This is a genomic window from Massilia sp., assembly GCF_046293535.1.
Lineage (GTDB): Bacteria > Pseudomonadota > Gammaproteobacteria > Burkholderiales > Burkholderiaceae_D > Telluria.
Window position 1 is genome coordinate 64434 of record NZ_JBKBOV010000014.1, and the last position, 16479, is coordinate 80912.

At 66.5% G+C, this 16479-nt stretch carries 15 protein-coding genes; 8 read left to right on the plus strand and 7 right to left on the minus strand.

What is annotated here, in order from left to right:
• Nucleotide 1: 1 nt before the first annotated feature.
• On the plus strand, nt 2–742 hold the full coding sequence (locus ACK4S9_RS10185; RefSeq protein WP_409725018.1) for a hypothetical protein: 741 nt from the start codon (nt 2–4) through the stop codon (nt 740–742).
• On the opposite strand, the gene ACK4S9_RS10190 is transcribed toward ACK4S9_RS10185, so the two are convergent.
• From ACK4S9_RS10190 to ACK4S9_RS10210, 5 genes are all read right to left on the minus strand, one after another.
• Nucleotides 735–2687, minus strand: coding sequence for a CocE/NonD family hydrolase (locus ACK4S9_RS10190; protein ID WP_409725020.1), 1953 nt, complete (start codon nt 2685–2687; stop codon nt 735–737). The two genes, ACK4S9_RS10185 and ACK4S9_RS10190, sit on opposite strands and share 8 nt — an antisense overlap.
• 70 nt (nt 2688–2757) lie before the next feature.
• Nucleotides 2758–4107, minus strand: coding sequence for a TAXI family TRAP transporter solute-binding subunit (locus tag ACK4S9_RS10195; protein ID WP_409725098.1), 1350 nt, complete (start codon nt 4105–4107; stop codon nt 2758–2760).
• 65 nt (nt 4108–4172) lie between these two features.
• Nucleotides 4173–7364, minus strand: coding sequence for a transglycosylase domain-containing protein (locus ACK4S9_RS10200; protein WP_409725101.1), 3192 nt, complete (start codon nt 7362–7364; stop codon nt 4173–4175).
• A gap of 338 nt (nt 7365–7702) precedes the next feature.
• Complete coding sequence (locus ACK4S9_RS10205) at nt 7703–8488, minus strand: competence/damage-inducible protein A (protein WP_409725023.1); 786 nt, start codon at nt 8486–8488, stop codon at nt 7703–7705.
• A 16-nt stretch (nt 8489–8504) separates the two neighbouring features.
• Nucleotides 8505–9311, minus strand: a complete 807-nt coding sequence (locus ACK4S9_RS10210; RefSeq protein ID WP_409725025.1) for an EI24 domain-containing protein — start codon at nt 9309–9311, stop codon at nt 8505–8507.
• Nucleotides 9312–9494: 183 nt separating this feature from the next.
• On the opposite strand from ACK4S9_RS10210, the gene ACK4S9_RS10215 reads away from it, so the two are divergent.
• Both ACK4S9_RS10215 and ACK4S9_RS10220 read left to right on the plus strand, forming a co-directional pair.
• Nucleotides 9495–9851 carry an FKBP-type peptidyl-prolyl cis-trans isomerase gene (locus tag ACK4S9_RS10215; RefSeq protein WP_258828122.1) on the plus strand — a complete coding sequence of 119 codons (357 nt, stop codon included), beginning with the start codon at nt 9495–9497 and terminating at the stop codon, nt 9849–9851.
• 194 nt (nt 9852–10045) lie between these two features.
• Nucleotides 10046–10300 carry an acyl-CoA-binding protein gene (locus ACK4S9_RS10220; RefSeq protein ID WP_409725028.1) on the plus strand — a complete coding sequence of 85 codons (255 nt, stop codon included), beginning with the start codon at nt 10046–10048 and terminating at the stop codon, nt 10298–10300.
• Nucleotides 10301–10350: 50 nt separating this feature from the next.
• On the opposite strand, the gene ACK4S9_RS10225 is transcribed toward ACK4S9_RS10220, so the two are convergent.
• On the minus strand, nt 10351–10632 hold the full coding sequence (locus tag ACK4S9_RS10225) for a polyhydroxyalkanoic acid system family protein (protein WP_027865904.1): 282 nt from the start codon (nt 10630–10632) through the stop codon (nt 10351–10353).
• A 182-nt stretch (nt 10633–10814) separates the two neighbouring features.
• Here ACK4S9_RS10225 and ACK4S9_RS10230 point away from each other — a divergent pair, with 182 nt between their 5' ends.
• The 5 genes from ACK4S9_RS10230 to ACK4S9_RS10250 all read left to right on the plus strand — a co-directional run bounded on the left by ACK4S9_RS10230 (nt 10815) and on the right by ACK4S9_RS10250 (nt 15873).
• Nucleotides 10815–12305, plus strand: a complete 1491-nt coding sequence (locus ACK4S9_RS10230) for a hypothetical protein (protein WP_409725032.1) — start codon at nt 10815–10817, stop codon at nt 12303–12305.
• On the plus strand, nt 12302–12577 hold the full coding sequence (locus ACK4S9_RS10235) for a protealysin inhibitor emfourin (protein ID WP_409725034.1): 276 nt from the start codon (nt 12302–12304) through the stop codon (nt 12575–12577). Before ACK4S9_RS10230 ends, ACK4S9_RS10235 begins: the two co-directional genes overlap by 4 nt.
• A gap of 215 nt (nt 12578–12792) precedes the next feature.
• Nucleotides 12793–13116 (plus strand): ferredoxin FdxA, encoded by a 324-nt coding sequence (gene fdxA / locus ACK4S9_RS10240; RefSeq protein WP_409725037.1) that lies wholly within the window; start codon nt 12793–12795, stop codon nt 13114–13116.
• Nucleotides 13117–13238: 122 nt separating this feature from the next.
• Nucleotides 13239–14336 carry an NAD(P)/FAD-dependent oxidoreductase gene (locus tag ACK4S9_RS10245; protein WP_036211948.1) on the plus strand — a complete coding sequence of 366 codons (1098 nt, stop codon included), beginning with the start codon at nt 13239–13241 and terminating at the stop codon, nt 14334–14336.
• A gap of 289 nt (nt 14337–14625) precedes the next feature.
• A complete protein-coding gene (locus ACK4S9_RS10250) occupies nt 14626–15873 on the plus strand; it encodes a polyhydroxyalkanoate depolymerase (RefSeq protein WP_409725040.1) in 1248 nt (415 codons plus the stop codon).
• 196 nt (nt 15874–16069) lie between these two features.
• Here ACK4S9_RS10250 and ACK4S9_RS10255 read toward each other — a convergent pair whose 3' ends face one another.
• Entirely contained in the window at nt 16070–16402 is a 333-nt protein-coding gene (locus ACK4S9_RS10255) for an RcnB family protein (protein ID WP_409725043.1), read from the minus strand.
• Nucleotides 16403–16479 lie beyond the last annotated feature (77 nt).

The window sequence follows — 16479 nt, forward strand, 5'->3', positions numbered from 1 at the left end:
GATGGACGTGCAAGCGCGCTTCGGCGCCGCCTACGACCTGGCGCGCCTCGGCCGGCACGAGGAGGCACTGCGCGAATTCGAATGGTTGCACGACCACGCGCTGCAAGAATGCCGCTCCTGGGCCGGCGTGCGCCTGTCGTACTCACTCCACGCCTGGGCCAGGCTGGGCGCCGTCTATCCGCCAGCGCGCGCCGCGCTCGAGGCGGTATGCGCGCGCGACACGGCGCTGCTCCTGGCGGGCCGCGGCAACCGCCATCTGTTCATCGACGTCAATGCGATCCACCGGGTGCTGGATCGACAAGAGCGGACCCATGCCCTGTTCGTCGAACTCGAACGGGTTGATCCGGCGCTGGCGCAAGCCTGTGCCGGCGTGGCGCTGACCGCCATCATCACCGCCAAGGATTACGCGCTGGCCGAACGCCTGTTGCCCGACCCCGAGCGCGACGTGCGCCGCCGCGCCGCCTTCCTGAACGCGGACTTCGCCGGCCGGCGCGGCAGGCGCTTCACCCGCGCGCCCATCATTGCCAGCGACATCAGGCTGTACGTGGACCCCGTGCGCGAAGTGCTGACCGTGCTCGAGGGCCGCGGACGCGGCCAGGAAGCGGCACACCTGCGCAAGCTGGCCGCCGACCTGATTCCCGCGACGACGATCCGGCGCGCCGTGCGCGCCGCCCTCCTCCCCGGCGCGCGGCCGTGGCACGAACGCGGACGGCGCCCGCGCCGCAAAGCGCGGATCAGTTAGCCGGCATCACCATCAATTGCAGGCTAGATGCCGCCCCCGGCGCGCGGTACACGCGCTGGGTCGCCTTCTTGAAATCCTCAGGCTTGGCCTTCGGGATGTGGGTGAAGGTCTGCGGGTTCAGGTCGATCAGCGGGAACCACGAACTCTGCACCTGCACCATGATGCGGTGGCCGCGCCGGAAGGTGTGGTTCACTTCGCCGATGTCGAAGCTGATCGCTTCCTGCTTGCCCGGGACGAAAGGCTCGGGCTTCTCGAAGCTGTTGCGGAACTTGCCGCGCAGCGGATTGCCGCGCACCAGCTGCTGGTAGCCGCCCAGGTTCAGGCTCGGCGGCGCGACGTCGTTGCCCTTGCGTTCGACCGCCGGGGTCGGGTACTCGCTCGGGTAGACGTCGATCAGCTTGACCACCCAGTCGGCGTCGGTGCCGGTGGTCGACACGAACAGCTTCGGCACCACGGAACCGACCACCGTCACGTCTTCTTCCAGCACCTCGCTCTGGTACACCAGCACGTCGGGCCGGGTGGCGGCGAAGCGCTGGTCCGACACCATGTATTCGCGGGGGACGCCGGTGGCCGGGTAGCCGATGAAAGGCACGGGCTTCCTCGGGTCGGCGACATACTCGTCGTAGCCGGCACCGGAAGCGGCGGGCTGCTGCCACGACAGCGTGCCGTTCGGACCGAAGTACAGGCTGCGCACTTTCGCCGGAGCCGGCGGCCAGGCGGCATAGCTGCGCCAGACGTTGGTGCCGGTTTCGAACGCCGTCACCGCGGGCAATGCGCGCGCCGGCTTCACGCCCTTCAGGTGCTGCTCGAAGAAGGGGAACTGGATCTCGCGGCGGAAGTACTCACTGGTCTTGGCGTCGAAGCTGACATGGCCGAGGCGCGCGCCGTCGCTGCGCGCCCAGCCGCCATGCACCCAGGGGCCCATCACCAGCGCGTTCGGGGTGCCCAGGTTGTACTTGCCCACCGCCTTGTAGATCGCGAACGGCCCGGCCGGGTCTTCCGCATCGAACCAGCCGCCCACGGTCAGCACAGCCGCCTTGACGTTCTTCATGTGCGGCGTGATGGCGCGCGAGCGCCAGAACTCGTCGTAGGTGTCGTGCACGATGGTCGGCTCGAGCAGCTCGCGCTGCTCGGCGCTCATGCTGGCGAGGATGTTCTCCATCGTCAGGCGCTTCAGGAAGAAATCGTAGGCGTCCGCCTCGCCGTAGGCGAAGCGCGAACGCTCCTTGTTGCCCGTGGTCGGATTCTTCTGCGGCAGGAAGGAAGAATAAAAATCGAAGTTCGCCGACAGCATGAAGGCGCCGCCGTGGTAGGAGTCGTCGCCCATGTACAGGTCGGCGATCGGCGCCTGCGGGGACGCGGCCTTGATCGCCGGGTGCGAATCGATGATGCTCGCCGCCGTGTAGAAGCCCGGGTAGCTGATGCCCCAGATGCCGACCCGCCCATTGTTGTTCGGGATGTGCTTGAGCAGCCATTCCACGGTGTCGTGCATGTCCTCGCTTTCCTGGCCTTCGCCCTTCAAGCGCTTGGCCTTGGCATGCGGCGTCATCTCCTGCCAGCTGCCCTCCGACATGTAGCGCCCGCGCACGTCCTGCGTCACGAAGATGTAGCCGGACTCCTCCAGTTCGCGCGAGGGGCTGAGCGCCTCGGGGAACCAGTCCACGCCGTAGCGCAGTTCACCCTGCGCGACCACGCCCGCGCTGTAGGGGGTGCGCTGCATCAGGAAGGGATAGGGCTTGGAGCTGTCCTTGGGTACGTAAACCGTCGTGAACAGCTTCACGCCGTCGCGCATGGGAATGCGGTATTCGTACTTGGTATAGGCTTCGCGCGGGTTGCGCGCCTTGGCCGGTGCATCGGGTGCGGCGGATTGGGTGGCGGCATGCGTACCTGCGCTGCAGGCCAGCATCACACCCAGGGTGAGGGCGGACAACGGACGACGGATCATGGCTTCTTTCGAGTTCGGGACAAAGGCGCCAGTGTAATCCGTTTCCGCGAGAAAAATTGCTATTCCCGCACTAGCCTTTTTGGGGCACTGCGAAGCCGTGCCGGTCGATGGTGCCGCGCACCCGCTCGCGCACGAAGTTGATGTGGCTGCGCAGCCGGTACAGCTCTTCCGCGTAGGCGAGCGGGATCGAGATGTGGTTGACGCGCTCCTCGATGTCGTCGAGGCGCAGCAGAAGACCGGCACGCGCGGCTTCCCGGTCGTCAAGCGCAATCGCTTCCAGTTCCTGTTCCACCTTGCGCAGCTCGCCGTACCAGCGGTACACGCGCGAACGCACGCGCCACACGTAGATCGGCGGGACGATCCTCGACAGCGGGATCAGGAGCGCCGCCAGCGCCACCACGACCACCCATAGGCGTTCGAACAGGTTGGCGAGCCAGAAGCGCAGGTAGCGCTGCAGGAAAGGCGGGCCGTCGCGGTAGTAGCGCTCCGCTTCGCGCGCCACCGGGATCTCGGTGTACTTCGGCGACGGGAACTGGCCCTGCTGCTGGAACCACCCCGCCTTGCCGTGGATCTCGCCGGCCGACTTCACCAAGAGGCCCACCAGGGCCGGATGCAGGTCTTCCCTCGCTACCAGGGTGGCGGTGGGGGCGATCAGGTGGTAGTCCTGGGCCGGGATGTCGCGCCCGAGGTCGACGATCCCGCGCGGCAGGACCACGTGGGTGAGGAAAGGCAGGCGGCGCGTGTAGGCGTCGGCCTGGGTGAAGTTGAACAACCGGATGCCCGGGGTCTGCAGCAGCATCTGGATCAAGGGCGCTTCCGGCGCGGAGCTGAACACCAGTCCGTCGATGCGGCCCGCCAGCAGCTCCACCGTGGCCGGGGTGTTTTCCAGCGCGCCGATCTGCAGCTGGTCCGGCTCGATGCCGTTCGCGGCCAGCACCTGGCGGAACAGGCGCGGCACGCCGGTGCCTTCCGGGCCCAGGTTGATGCGTTTTCCCTTCAGATCGGTCAGGTGCGCCACCTTCGCCCCTTCGCGCAGGAACAGCCATACCGGTTCGGTGAACAGGCTGCCCAGCGACACCAGGCCGGCGCGCTCCGCTTCCCCCTCCGCGGTCGAGCCGCTCTGCACGAAGGCGACGTCCACCTTGCCGTCGACGAGGCGCTCCAGGTTCTCATGCGAGCCGAGCGAGGGCTGGAGGCTCAGCTTGATCTCGTCGCGCGCCAGCCGGGCGGCGTACTGGCGGCCGAATTCCTCGTAGGCGCTGTTGAACTGGCCGGTGGCCATTGAGAATTGGCGCGGCGGCGCCGGGTCGACCCAGATGTAGGCCAGCACCGCCACCGCGATCGCCGCCAGCAGCGTCGGCCCGCTGGCGACCAGCAGGTCGCGCAGGGACACGATGCTGAACTGGCGCACGCGCGTCATGGCGCGCATGACGGAGGCAACCCGCGCGCCACGCTTTATCTCACCGGAAGCGTCAGCCTGCCCCTTCAACGGACGCACTGGCGCTGCGCGGCGATGCTGCCCGCGGGCGGCTCGATCATCGGCATCAGGCTCGGCGCCAGGTTGGACAGCAGCTGCACCGGCAGCGCGCTGGTGAAGTCGTAGTCGCCCGACTGCGGGCCCGCCACGTAGGCGGTCATGCTGCCGAAGTAGCGTTCGCCGATGTTGAAGACGAAAGTGGCCGAGCGGTTCACGAAGCGCGACTCGATCACGCGGCCGCCGCGCGCATACACTTCGAAGCGCTGGTCGCCGGTGCCGGTCTTGCCGCCCACCGCGATCACGCTGCCGTCGGACTGCACGAAGGCGGTCTTGACGCGCTTGGCGGTGCCGTCGCTGACCACGCCCTGGATCGCATCGGCGACGGCGCGCGCCACTTCGGGCGCCAGGACCTGCTCCTTGCCGCCGCCCTTGGTGCGCTTGACCAGGGTTTCGTAGGGCGTGTCCTTGGCGAAGTGCAGCGAGTCGATGCGCTCGACGGGTTTGCGCACGCCGCCGTTGACGATGATGCCCATCAGTTCGGCCAGCGCGGCCGGACGGTCGGCCGAGGCGCCCAGCGTGGTGGCGTAGGACGGCACCAGCGAGTCGAACGGATAACCCATCTTCTTCCACTGCGCGTGGATCTTCAGGAAGGCCTCGACCTCGATCAGGCCGGCGATGCGCTTGTCCTGGGCATGCTTGCGATGGGTCTTGAACAGCCAGGAATAGACTTCCTGGCGCTCCTTGACGCTGGCGTTGGTGACTTCGGTCCAGCCGGCCTTGGGATGCGTGATCAGGTAGCCCGCCAGCCAGAGTTCCAGCGGGTGCACCGAGGCCACGTAGCCGCGGTCGGCCAGCGTCATGTTCTTCGGATCGTACATCTCGTACATCTTGGGGATGCGGTCCGGGTCCATGTCGTGCGAATCCGGCAGCGCCTTGTCGATGAAGGCGCCGAACTGCGCCATGCTGGCGCCCGGGAATACGGTGCGGTGGGCGGCGGCCAGCTTGGAGGCCAGCGGACGCACGCCCGAGAACAGCAGCGCCTCGATCTCCTGCGGCGTCTTGCCCTTGTACTTGTTCCAGAACTTGGCCAGGAAGACCTTGCCTTCGTTGTCGGCAAAGCGGGCCAGGTAGACGGCGCGGCGCGGATCGTCGGCATCGGCCAGCAGCTGGGCCGAGGAGCCCGGCAGCTGGAACATGTAGTAGCGCACCACGTCGCGCATCATGCGCACGAAGACCAGGTTGGTCGAGCTGCGCAGCGCCTCGGTGACCGTCATGATCTTGCTGTTGTCCAGCCGGCTGAAGTTGCCGAAGGTGTGGATGCCGCCGCCGGTGAAGAAGGCTTCGCCCGGATTGGCCGAGTACTTGCGCTCCATCGCCGCCGCCAGCATCGGCGCCAGGCCGCGGTCGGCGCCCCGAGGCAGGGTGCGGAAGTAGTCCAGCGCCCACTGCGACATGCGGTCCTTGGCGTCGATTTCGACGCCCATCAGGCCGATCTCGTCCATCGGCTCGAAGCGCTTGTGCAGCTGGTCGACGATGTCGAGGTAGGTCACCAGGGTGCGCAGCTTGGCGGTGGAGCCGAGATCGAGCTTGGCGCCTTCGTTGATGTCGAGCGGCTGGTCGTAGTTGTCGGTCTGGACCCGCAGGTAGTTGACGTGCTCGCCGCGCTCATACAAGGTGAAGCTGTACACCACCTGGGCCGGGTCGCCGTTGCCGAGCATGCCCTTGCCGGTCAGGCCGGCCGCTTTCGCCTGCTCGGCGTCGGACAGCTTGCGCAGCACGTCGGTGACGGCCTGCTGCACCTGGGAGTCGAGGGTCGACACCACCGACAGGTCGAGGCGGTCGAGGTTGTACAGGCGCGAATCGCCCACCAGGTAGCCGAGGTGGTTGCGCACCGCGTTGGCGGCCTTGCGCGAGACGAAGGCGTCGGCGCCCGGCGGCGCCACGCCCGAGCCCTGGGCCGGATGCAGCGCCACTTTCAGTGCGGCGTCGCGCAGCTGCGGCGAGATCACGCCGGCCTGGGCCAGCACGCGCAGGTGGCTGTTGGTGAGGGTTTCGAGATCGTGTTCGCCGGCGCCCAGGTAATAGGCGGGGCGGCGCTGCGCGATCATCAGGGACAGCGCTTCCTTGTAGGCGGTCACGGCCTCGACGCTGTTCATCGGGCCGCGCAGCATGGCGCTGGTCTTGTCGAAGTCGCGTCCGTACCAGACCCAGAGCCCATCGCCGATGCCATTGACTTCGCCATACCCCGGCTTGGCCGACAGCGGCACGGTGTTCAGGTAGTCGAGCACGATCTGGCGCCGCGCCTTGGTGGTGTCTTCGCCGTCCTGGTAGGCGCGCAGCGTGGCCGAGGCCATCTGGATCATCTTGTCCTGCAGCGAACCGGTGCGCCCTTCCGGCGAGTGGCGGTACTTCTCGATCTGGGTCGCGAGCGTGGAGCCGCCGGCCACGCGCCCGCCGCCGCCCAGGCCGATGCTGCTCAGGGTCTTGTCGAACACCGCTTTCGAGAAGCGGTCCCATTCGACCGCCGGGTTGCGGTGCGGGTAGCTTGGGTCGAGCAGCTCGCGGTTCTCGATGAACAGCAGGCTTTGCACCAGCAGCGAGGGCGCATCCTCGAACTTGTGGTAGAAGCGCTCGGGGAAGCGCGAGGCGAACATCGGCTGCGCGCGGCAGTCGAGGATCTCGAGGCCGACCTTGGTCTTCTCGTGGTAGGTGGCGTACAGGCCGCGGTCGGCGAACTCCACCATCTTGGGCGACATGCGGGCCTGGGCCTCGATGTGATAGCCGCGCGACTGCAGCTTCTCGAGGTAGGCCGGCATGCCGGCGTAGCCCAGGCGGGTGTCGAAGGGGCTGGCGGCCGGGAAGCGGATCGCGTCGCTCGGCCCCTTCTCCATGCGATAGGTGAGGTCGGCGGCCATCCCGGCGAAGATCTTCGCCTGCAGGCGCGAGGTGCGCATCTCGAGCGCGCCCCAGCCGCCCAGCAGCACCAGCAGGATCAGGACGACAAGGTAGAACCAGGGCTTCCAGCGGCGCTTGCGCGGCGCCGGCTCGGGCGCTCCTTCGGGACCGCCCTCGGGACGCTCGGGCGGCGGCAGGGGCGCGCCGCCGGGCGCACCACCGCCCGCAGCCAGGTGCGGATAGGCTTCGTACAGGGGGACATCGTTGCCGCCCGCGGACGCGAGTACGGGTGCGCCGCCGGACATGGCCTGGGCTGTGCGCCGCAACCACTCGCCTAGCGCGCGTATGACATTACTGGGCCGCTCGATGCGGCGAATACTTTCCATGATGGCTCAACTGGTTCGAATCAATTCGTGCTCAATCCCTGCAACCTGCCCGCCATCCTTGCCCTGGTGTGTTCGAGTGATTGGGTCCTCGTCAGTCTGCAAAAATGCGCGGTGCAAACTCACTCAGGATTGCACCTCCACAGGTATCATTCCACCACATCAACAAGACCCGCGCGAGACGCGGTTTAACAATTTTGATGCGCGCGATGTATTTTCGCAAAAAAACAACGGCTGAGTTAGCAGGACGGCATGCAGTCCTACAAAGGCCGGAATTCGGCCCCGCGGCGCTGCAGTTCTGTCTGCATGGCAAGGAAGGCAGGCTCCACCTGCGCAGGCGCACCCTTCACCCCCAATTCGATGTGGCGCCGGGTCTGGGCGTCGCCCACGCTCGGCAGGCTGAACACCCGCAGTCCGGGATAATCGCGCTCCAGCGCCTCCATCAGCGGGGTCAGCGACGCCTCCGCCTGTTCATAAACGATCAGCGAGCGCTCCAGGTGCACACTGGCGTGAAATAAATGCGGATAGTGGGTATCGAGCACCCATTCGATCATGGGCCAGGCCATGACCGGGAAACCGGGCACGAAATGGTGAGCGCCGATACTGAAACCCGCGATGCGGTTGTAGGGATTCGGGATCAGGCTTGCCCCTCGCGGAAACTCGGCCATCTTGAGGCGCTGCAGGTTCTCGGGCGCCCCCAGGTCTGCTTCCTGGCCCGCCTCGCGCGCGGTCTCGCGGATGCGCTCCTCGATGTTCAGCCGCCCTTCCGGATGCAGCGCCAGGGGTAGCCCGAGCGCCGCGGCCGCGCATTGGCGGGTATGGTCGTCGGGCGTGGCGCCGATGCCGCCGCAGGAAAACACGATGTCGCCGCCGGCGAAGCTGCGCCGCAGCAGGTCCGTCAGGCGGCTCGGATCGTCGCCCACGAACTGCGCCCAGGCCAGCTGCAGGCCGCGCGCGCCGAGCAGTTCCACCACTTTCGAAAAATGCTTGTCCTGGCGCCTGCCGGACAGGATTTCGTCGCCGATGACGATCAGGCCGAATGCCATGCGTTGCTCCTCTGGTTCAGGTTTGTGTGCCGGCGCGCAGTTCTTCCAGCGCCCCCAGGCAGTAATACTGGAACCACAGCCCGGCGAACAGGAAGATCATGACGTACAGCCACAGCGACAGCATGGCCAGGAAGGGGAACAGCACGACCGAGAGCAGCGCCCCGCCCATCCAGGCGATCCCGGGCAAGGCCCCCGCCAGGCCGGAAGCGAAGCCGATGCCCCACAGCGCGCCGCGGTGGCGCCGCATCAGTTCGTGCCGTTCCTCGGCGCTGGCATGCGCCGCCAGCGCGTCGTAGCTCATCACGCGCGAGGTCACCCAGGCCCACAGGCAGGCCTGCACCAGCCAGGCCAGCGGCGGCACCACGTACAGCGGCAGCGTGAACAGCCACAGCACCGCGAACACCGTGGTGCTGCCGACGTTGATGGCGACGCTGCCGACGAAGGAACCGCCCTCCTTGCGTTCCAGCTTGGGGTACTGCTGCCTGCCGACGTGGCGCTCGATCGCCGGCATCGCGATCACGCCCATGAACAGCAGCGCCGAGCCGATCATGAGGGGCAGCAGCAGCGCGATCGCCAGCAGCGGCACCACCATCACCTTGAGCATGCCCAGGCCGAGCATGGCCAGCATGTTGCCGCTGGTCTGGAACCAGCCGTACTCCGCGAAGGTCGCCTGCAGCCAGTCCAGCAGCGGCTGCAGGCCGGTCCACAGCACCGCGCCCCACAGCAGCAGCGTCAGCACCAGGGGGGCGCCGGAGAGCAACAGCATGCGGCGCGAGAACTGGGCGCGCAGCGCGCGCCGGTAGGCGGTGCCGACGCCCTTCATGGCAGGGCCTCGCGGCGCGGGCGGACATCGGGCTGGCGGCGAGGCGGCATCGTGGCTCCTTGTTCTTGACGTCAATGCCGCCATTCTACGCAATTGTGCGCGGGAGGCCGGCGGGACTGCCGTTTGGCGCGGCCAGGGGCGATGCACTACAATCGCCGTTCAACTTGAACAACAGGGAAAACCATGTCCACCATTACCACTGATTCCGGCCTGCAATACGAAGACACCGTCACCGGCAGCGGCGCCGAGGCGAAAGCCGGCCAGCACGTCACCGTCCACTACACCGGCTGGCTGCGCAACGACGACGGCAGCCAGGGCGCCAAGTTCGATTCGAGCAAGGACCGCAACGACCCGTTCCAGTTCGCGCTGGGCGCCGGCCACGTGATCCGCGGCTGGGACGAAGGCGTGCAGGGCATGAAGGTCGGCGGCCAGCGCCGCCTGACCATCCCGGCCAGCCTGGGCTACGGCGCACGCGGCGCCGGCGGCGTGATTCCGCCGAACGCGACCCTGATCTTCGACGTCGAACTGCTGGCGGTCTAAGACTTCGTAGGGTGGACGGACGCGCTGCGTCCACGCACGCGCTGCTTGAACGCGCGGTCGGCAGAGCCGACCACCCTACTCCCCCCGAGCATCCCCTCTAAAGTTCGCCCGGTTTGGCGGTGAACGCGCCCCTCCTGCGCTAAGATTCCACCCCGTCTTACGACATTGCCAACGCAACCAACACAGGAGTATTCATGAGCTTGCAGGAACAGTTCGCCCAGGCCCAGGCCGAATCCAAGAATCTGCCGGAACGCCCGGACAACATGACCTTGCTGAAGATCTACGCGCTGTACAAGCAGGGCGCGAACGGCGACGCCACCGGCGAGCGCCCGGGCATGACCGATTTCGTCAACCGCGCCAAGTACGACGCCTGGGCCGCCCTGAAGGGCACCTCGCAGGAAGACGCGATGCAGCAGTACATCGACCTGATCGAAGAACTGAAGGGCTAGGCGGGGCCGCCCTCCCGGGCGGCGGAGGCCCGCCTGCGTGTCAGACGCGCTCAGGCGGGCACGAACACCTTGCGCATCTTCTCCGTCACCTTGGCCTCGATGGCCGGGGCGAACGCGCCCATGAAGAATCCCAGGCGGATCCGCATCGCCGCACGCTGGCCTTCCAGGCTGAGCGCCCCTTCCACGCCGCTGCGCTCGAAGCGCAATACGTCGCCATCCCACTTGCACGCCAGGCCATACTCGGTGGCGATCCGCTGCGCCACCTGCTGGGCGGCCTCGCGCGCCTCTTGCGGGCTCAGGTTGTGCTCCTGGACGATGCTAATTTCCGACATGCTGGGTCATCCTTTACTTAATCTGTTGCAAGAAAAGTCCGCCATGATGCCAGCTGACGGCCGAGTCGGCCAGTCTAGCGAGCGTTTCCGGTCCCGATCCAAATCAATTGATGCGAGTCAATGCCCGCGCCGCCCGGCGCGCGACCATGGAGCTGCCGCCCGACATTTCGCAAGGAGCCGTCATGGAACCAGGTGCCCTCTTGCCGGACGAACTGGACACGTCCCGTGACCAGCCGCCGGTCCGCTTCATCCCCACGCCCAGCGCCCCCTACCAGCAGCAGCACCGCCTCGCCAGGCTGCTCGAGCAGCCCGCCGAGCCATCCGGCGCGCCCAGGCTGGAATCCGACCCCGAGGAAGAACCGCTCGAAGCGCCGCCGCTGCCGCACGCGTTCGGCGCTCGCGTGCTGATGTGGAAGCAGGACCCGTCGGTGGGCGAGATCGGCACCCGCCGCGCCTACCTGCCCGGCCCGGTGCTGGCCGGCCCGCGCGACGCCCGCATCGCCCCGGGCAGCCCCGGCATCGACCCGGTCGAGCCGAACGTCTTCGGCGACTTCGTCACCCAGCCGGACACCCCGCAGTTCGACGCGGTGCACACCTTCGCCGTGGTGCGCCAGACCCTGACCATGTACCAGCGCTCGATGCTGGCCGCCGGCCTCGACATGCCCCTGCCCTGGCAGTGGAACACCAGCATGGACACGCGCCCGCTGGCCGTCTATCCCTATGGCCTGCCGAACGTGATGAACGCCTTCTACAGCCGCACCCAGGGCTGCCTGAAGTTCGGCGACTTCATTCCGAACGGCGTCGAAGGCGGGGAAGCGGCCCGGGTCTACACCTGCCGCTCCTTCGACATCGTGGCCCACGAGACCGCGCACGCCGTGCTCGACGGCCTCAAGCCGCAGTGGCTGCTGGCCGATGCCCCGCCCCAGACCGGCGGCCTGCACGAAGCCTTCGGCGACCTGACCGCGATCTTCCTGGCCCTGTCCCAGCTCGACCAGTGCGAGGCGGTGGTGGCCCAGACCAAGGCCCACCTGCACGACAAGACCTACTTGTCCGACATCGCCGAACAGTTCGGCATGGCGCTGGGCGGCAGCACGGGGCTGCGCAATGCCGACAACGACCTGACGCTGGCTCAGGCCGGCACCCAGGTGCACGCGATCTCGCAGGTGTTCACCGGCGCCATGTACGACGTGCTGGCCGACATGTTCGCCTACGAGCGCAACCCGACGCACGACGACTGCGCCGCCGTGCTGCACCGGGTGGCCGCCTACCTGCGCGGGCTGCTGCTGCGCGCCCTGATCGCGGCGCCCGACAGCGCCGCCACCTACGTGGACGTGGTCAACCAGATGCTGCGCATCGTGGAGGAGGACGGCAAGCCGGCCATCTATGGCGCCTTCATCCGCAACCAGTTCGCGCGCCGCGACGTGGTCGAGCAGCCCGGCGAGGCCGCCGCAAGCCAGCCTCCGGCCGCGCCGCTGGCGCCCAAGGTCTGCGACAAGCCGGGCGCGCGCCAGGACCGCCGTTCCTGCTGCGGCACCATGAACCTGCCCGAATACTACCGGGTGGACCGGGTGCTCGACAGCGAAGCCCAGGCGCTGGCGCGCTGGTGCGCCTCCAACGGCCGCCTCGGCGAATGCAGCCAGCCGGGCGCCGCGGTCGTGCCGGTGTCGGCATGAAGATCAGCGCGCGCGCCTGCGGCGGCTTCGCCGGGCTGGCCGAAGCCTACGACCTCGACACCACCTCTCATCCGGACGGCAGCGGGTTCGAAGACCTCCTGCAACGGCTCGACTTCTTCTCGGCCGCGCCCAGTTGCCCGCTCGGGGCCGACCTGCCGCGCTGGGAGATCACGGTCGAGGACGGACCACGCTGCCACACCGTGTTCCTGCGCGAGGACGGCAGCGGCGGCGACTGGCAAGCCCTGCTGGATCGCCTGCGCAGCACGGCATGAGCGGCAGGAAGCGGTCCGGGACCGTGCGCCCGGGCAGCCTGTAAGCTGCCCGGGCGCCATGACGCGCCGTCACGGTCCACATTTGCTTATATATATTGTGTATAAGCCTAATTTGTAGGAAAACCCGAATTGCCCTAAAATACAGTGCTTTGCAAGTCCCGCCGGCCGATTCAGCGTCAGGCGCCGCGACACTTCAACCAAACAATAGGACTGTTATGACCCACGTTGTCACCGAATCGTGCATCCGTTGTCGCTATACCGACTGCGTCGATGTATGCCCGGTAGATTGTTTCCGGGAAGGCCCGAATTTCCTCGCCATCGATCCCGACGAGTGCATCGACTGCGCCGTCTGCGTGGCCGAGTGCCCGGTGAACGCGATCTACGCGGAAGAAGACGTGCCGTCGGATCAGCAGCAATTCATCAAGCTGAACGCGGACCTGGCGCGTTTCTGGCCGTCGATCACCAAGACCAAGCCAGCCCTGCCAGACGCGGACGAGTGGAAAGACGTCAAGGACAAGCTGGGCCAGCTGGCCCGCTGACCAGGAAAGGAGCGGCCCCGCCCGGGGCCGCTCTCTGCATCGGTTCGTCAATCATGGCACACTAGCGGCCACGTCTCATCCAATCCCACGCATCTACAGCCATACTCACAGAAAGTTTTAGCATGACTATCAGTGCCTCCCACGAAGCGGGCGCCATCGCTCCCAACAGCTCGTTCGCCGGTGCGATCGAAGCCGATGCCGTGATCATCGGCGCCGGTCCGGTCGGCCTGTTCCAGGTCTTCGAACTCGGCCTCCTCGAAATCAAGGCCCACGTCATCGATTCGCTGCCGGCCGTCGGCGGCCAGTGCGTTGAACTGTATCCGGACAAGCCGATCTACGACATCCCGGCCGTGCCGGTGTGCACCGGCCAGGAACTGACCGACAACCTGCTCAAGCAGATCGAGCCCTTCGAGCCGACCTTCCACCTGGGCCAGGAAGTCACCACCGTCCAGCGCCGCGAAGACAGCCGCTTCAACGTCGAGACCTCGACCGGCACCCGTTTCATCACCAAGACCATCTTCATCGCCGCCGGTGTCGGCTCGTTCCAGGCGCGCACCATGAAGGTCGACGGCATCGAGAAGTTCGAGAACAGCCAACTGTTCTACCGCGTGAAGGATCCGGCTCTGTTCGAAGGCAAGAACCTGGTCATCTGCGGCGGCGGCGACTCGGCCCTGGACTGGGCCCTGAACTTCGTCGGCAAGGCCGAGTCGGTCGTGCTGCTGCACCGCCGCGAGGACTTCCGCGCCGCCCCTGCGTCGGTGGCCAAGATGAAGGCCCTGTGCGACGAGTACGAGATGCAGCTGATCATCGGCCAGGTCACCGGTTTCGACGAAACCGATGGCAAGCTCTCCGAAGTGAAAGTCACCGGCGCCGACGGCGTCACCCGCCGCGTGCCGCTGGACATGCTGCTGGTGTTCTTCGGCCTGTCGCCGAAGCTGGGCCCGATCGCCGAATGGGGCCTGGACATCGAGCGCAAGCAGCTCAAGGTCATGGATACCGAGAAGTTCGAGACCAACGTGCCTGGCATCTTCGCCGTGGGCGACATCAACACCTACCCGGGCAAGAAGAAGCTGATCCTGTCGGGCTTCCACGAAGCCGCGCTGGCCGCCTTCGGCGCCGCGCCCTACATCTTCCCGGACAAGAAGATCCACATGCAGTACACGACGACCTCGCCGAAACTGCACAAGATCCTCGGCGTCGAGACCCCGGTCTTCGACTAAGTTTTACCTTCTGGTAAAAAATGCCGCCCGGCGCAAGCCCGGCGGCATTTTTCATTGCCGCTCGAGTCTGCGTTCAGTGTGTGGCAAACAACGGAAGGACCTTGTCGGACAAGGCCTACCTGCTTATGTGGGCGGCTTCACGGAGTAGTTTTACGCAAATATGCTACAACTGAACTATGCACAAGGGATGTGAAAACGACTGTTTCCACAAGTAAATCACTATCCCCTATAATTGACTGAGAGCATGCGCAAACGATTGCGACGCCTAGTCCACCCGAAGGAAATATTTATGCTTTACCAACTGCACGAGATGCAACGCTCCTTCCTGACCCCGCTGATGCAGTGGGCAGATGCGTCCTCGAAACTGTTCTCGAACCCCGTCTCGCCGTTCGCGCACACCCCGTTCTCGCAGCGTATCGCTGCCGGCTACGAGCTGATGTACCGCCTTGGCAAGGATTACGAAAAGCCGGCATTCGGCATCAAGACCGTGCGCCTCGGTGTCAACGGCACCGACGCCGACGTCGGCATCATGGAACGCACCGTCGTCGAGAAGCCGTTCTGCAATCTCATCCATTTCAAGAAGGACCTGAGCGACAAGGACTTCGCCGCGCTGAAGCAGCCGAGCGTGCTGGTCGTGGCGCCCCTGTCGGGCCACCACGCCACCCTGCTGCGCGACACCGTACGCGCCCTGCTGGTCGAACACGACGTCTACATCACCGACTGGATCGACGCCCGCATGGTGCCGCTCTCGGAAGGGCCGTTCCACCTCGACGACTACATCTATTACGTACAGGACTTCATCCGCCATCTTGGCCCGGACGTGCACGTGATCTCGGTATGCCAGCCGACCGTGCCGGTGCTGGCCGCGATCTCGCTGATGGCCACCAATCAAGACCCGAAGCTGCCCAAGACCATGACCATGATGGGCGGTCCGATCGATCCGCGCAAGTCGCCCACCGCGGTGAACGACCTGGCGGTCGAAAAGCCCTTCTCGTGGTTCGAGAACACCGTGATCTATTCGGTGCCGGGCAACTACCCCGGTTTCGGGCGCAAGGTCTACCCGGGCTTCCTGCAGCACGCCGGCTTCATCGCGATGAACCCGGGCCGCCACGCCCAGAGCCACCGCGAGTTCTACCAGCACCTGGTACGCGGCGACGACGACTCGGCCGAGGCGCACCGCCAGTTCTACGACGAATACAACGCCGTGCTCGACATGCCGGCCGAGTACTACCTCGAGACCATCAAGACCGTGTTCCAGGAGCACCGCCTGCCGAAGGGCACCTGGGAAGTCGGCGGCCAACTGGTGCGCCCGCAGGACATCAAGACGGTGGCCCTGTTCACGGTCGAGGGCGAGCTGGACGACATCTCCGGCCTGGGCCAGACCCGCGCCGCGCACGACCTGTGCAGCGGCATCCCGAAGGACATGCACCAGGAGTTCGTGGCGCCCAAGTGCGGCCACTACGGCATCTTCTCGGGCCGCCGCTGGCGCGAGATCATCTGCCCGAAGATCACGGAGTTCATTCGGGCGCACGCCTGATGTGAACATGCCGGAGCTTGCTCCGGCATGTTTGTTTGAGGTGGCGGCTGATCTTTGAAACTTGGGTCCCGGCCTTCGCCGGGACGACGGTTCTAAAGCAAAAGGTAAAATAACGTAACCCATCGACCACCACCCTTCGCACGTCATCCCGGCGCAGGCCGGGATCCAATGCATTCGCATGGCACGGCGCATCCTTTCACCGACCTACCAGCACCTCCTGCACCACCCCGGTGGCGATCGCCACCAACGCATAGTCGTTCCCCGCCTGCACCCACTGGTGTCCCGGCGGCGGTTCGGTGAGGCGGTGCGCCCGCCAGTTCTCCACCACGAAATGATGCGTCCGGTAGCGCGGCGGCAGCTGCTCGCCGCGCTTGAGCTGGCCGCTGGCCTCCACGCTGCGCCAGGGCCCGGACTTGACGGCCTGCTTGGCTTGCGCGCGCGCTTCCTGTTCGCCGCGCTGGTGCGCCTGGGCCGCGGCGCCACCGGCCAGCACCGCGGCGACGAGCGCCGGTACGATGAGTTTGTTCATGTGAGCTCCTCTTCAGCGTCGAGGCTCCAGTACATCACGCGCGAACCCGGCAGTCTGTTCGCTCCAGCACGGAGAAC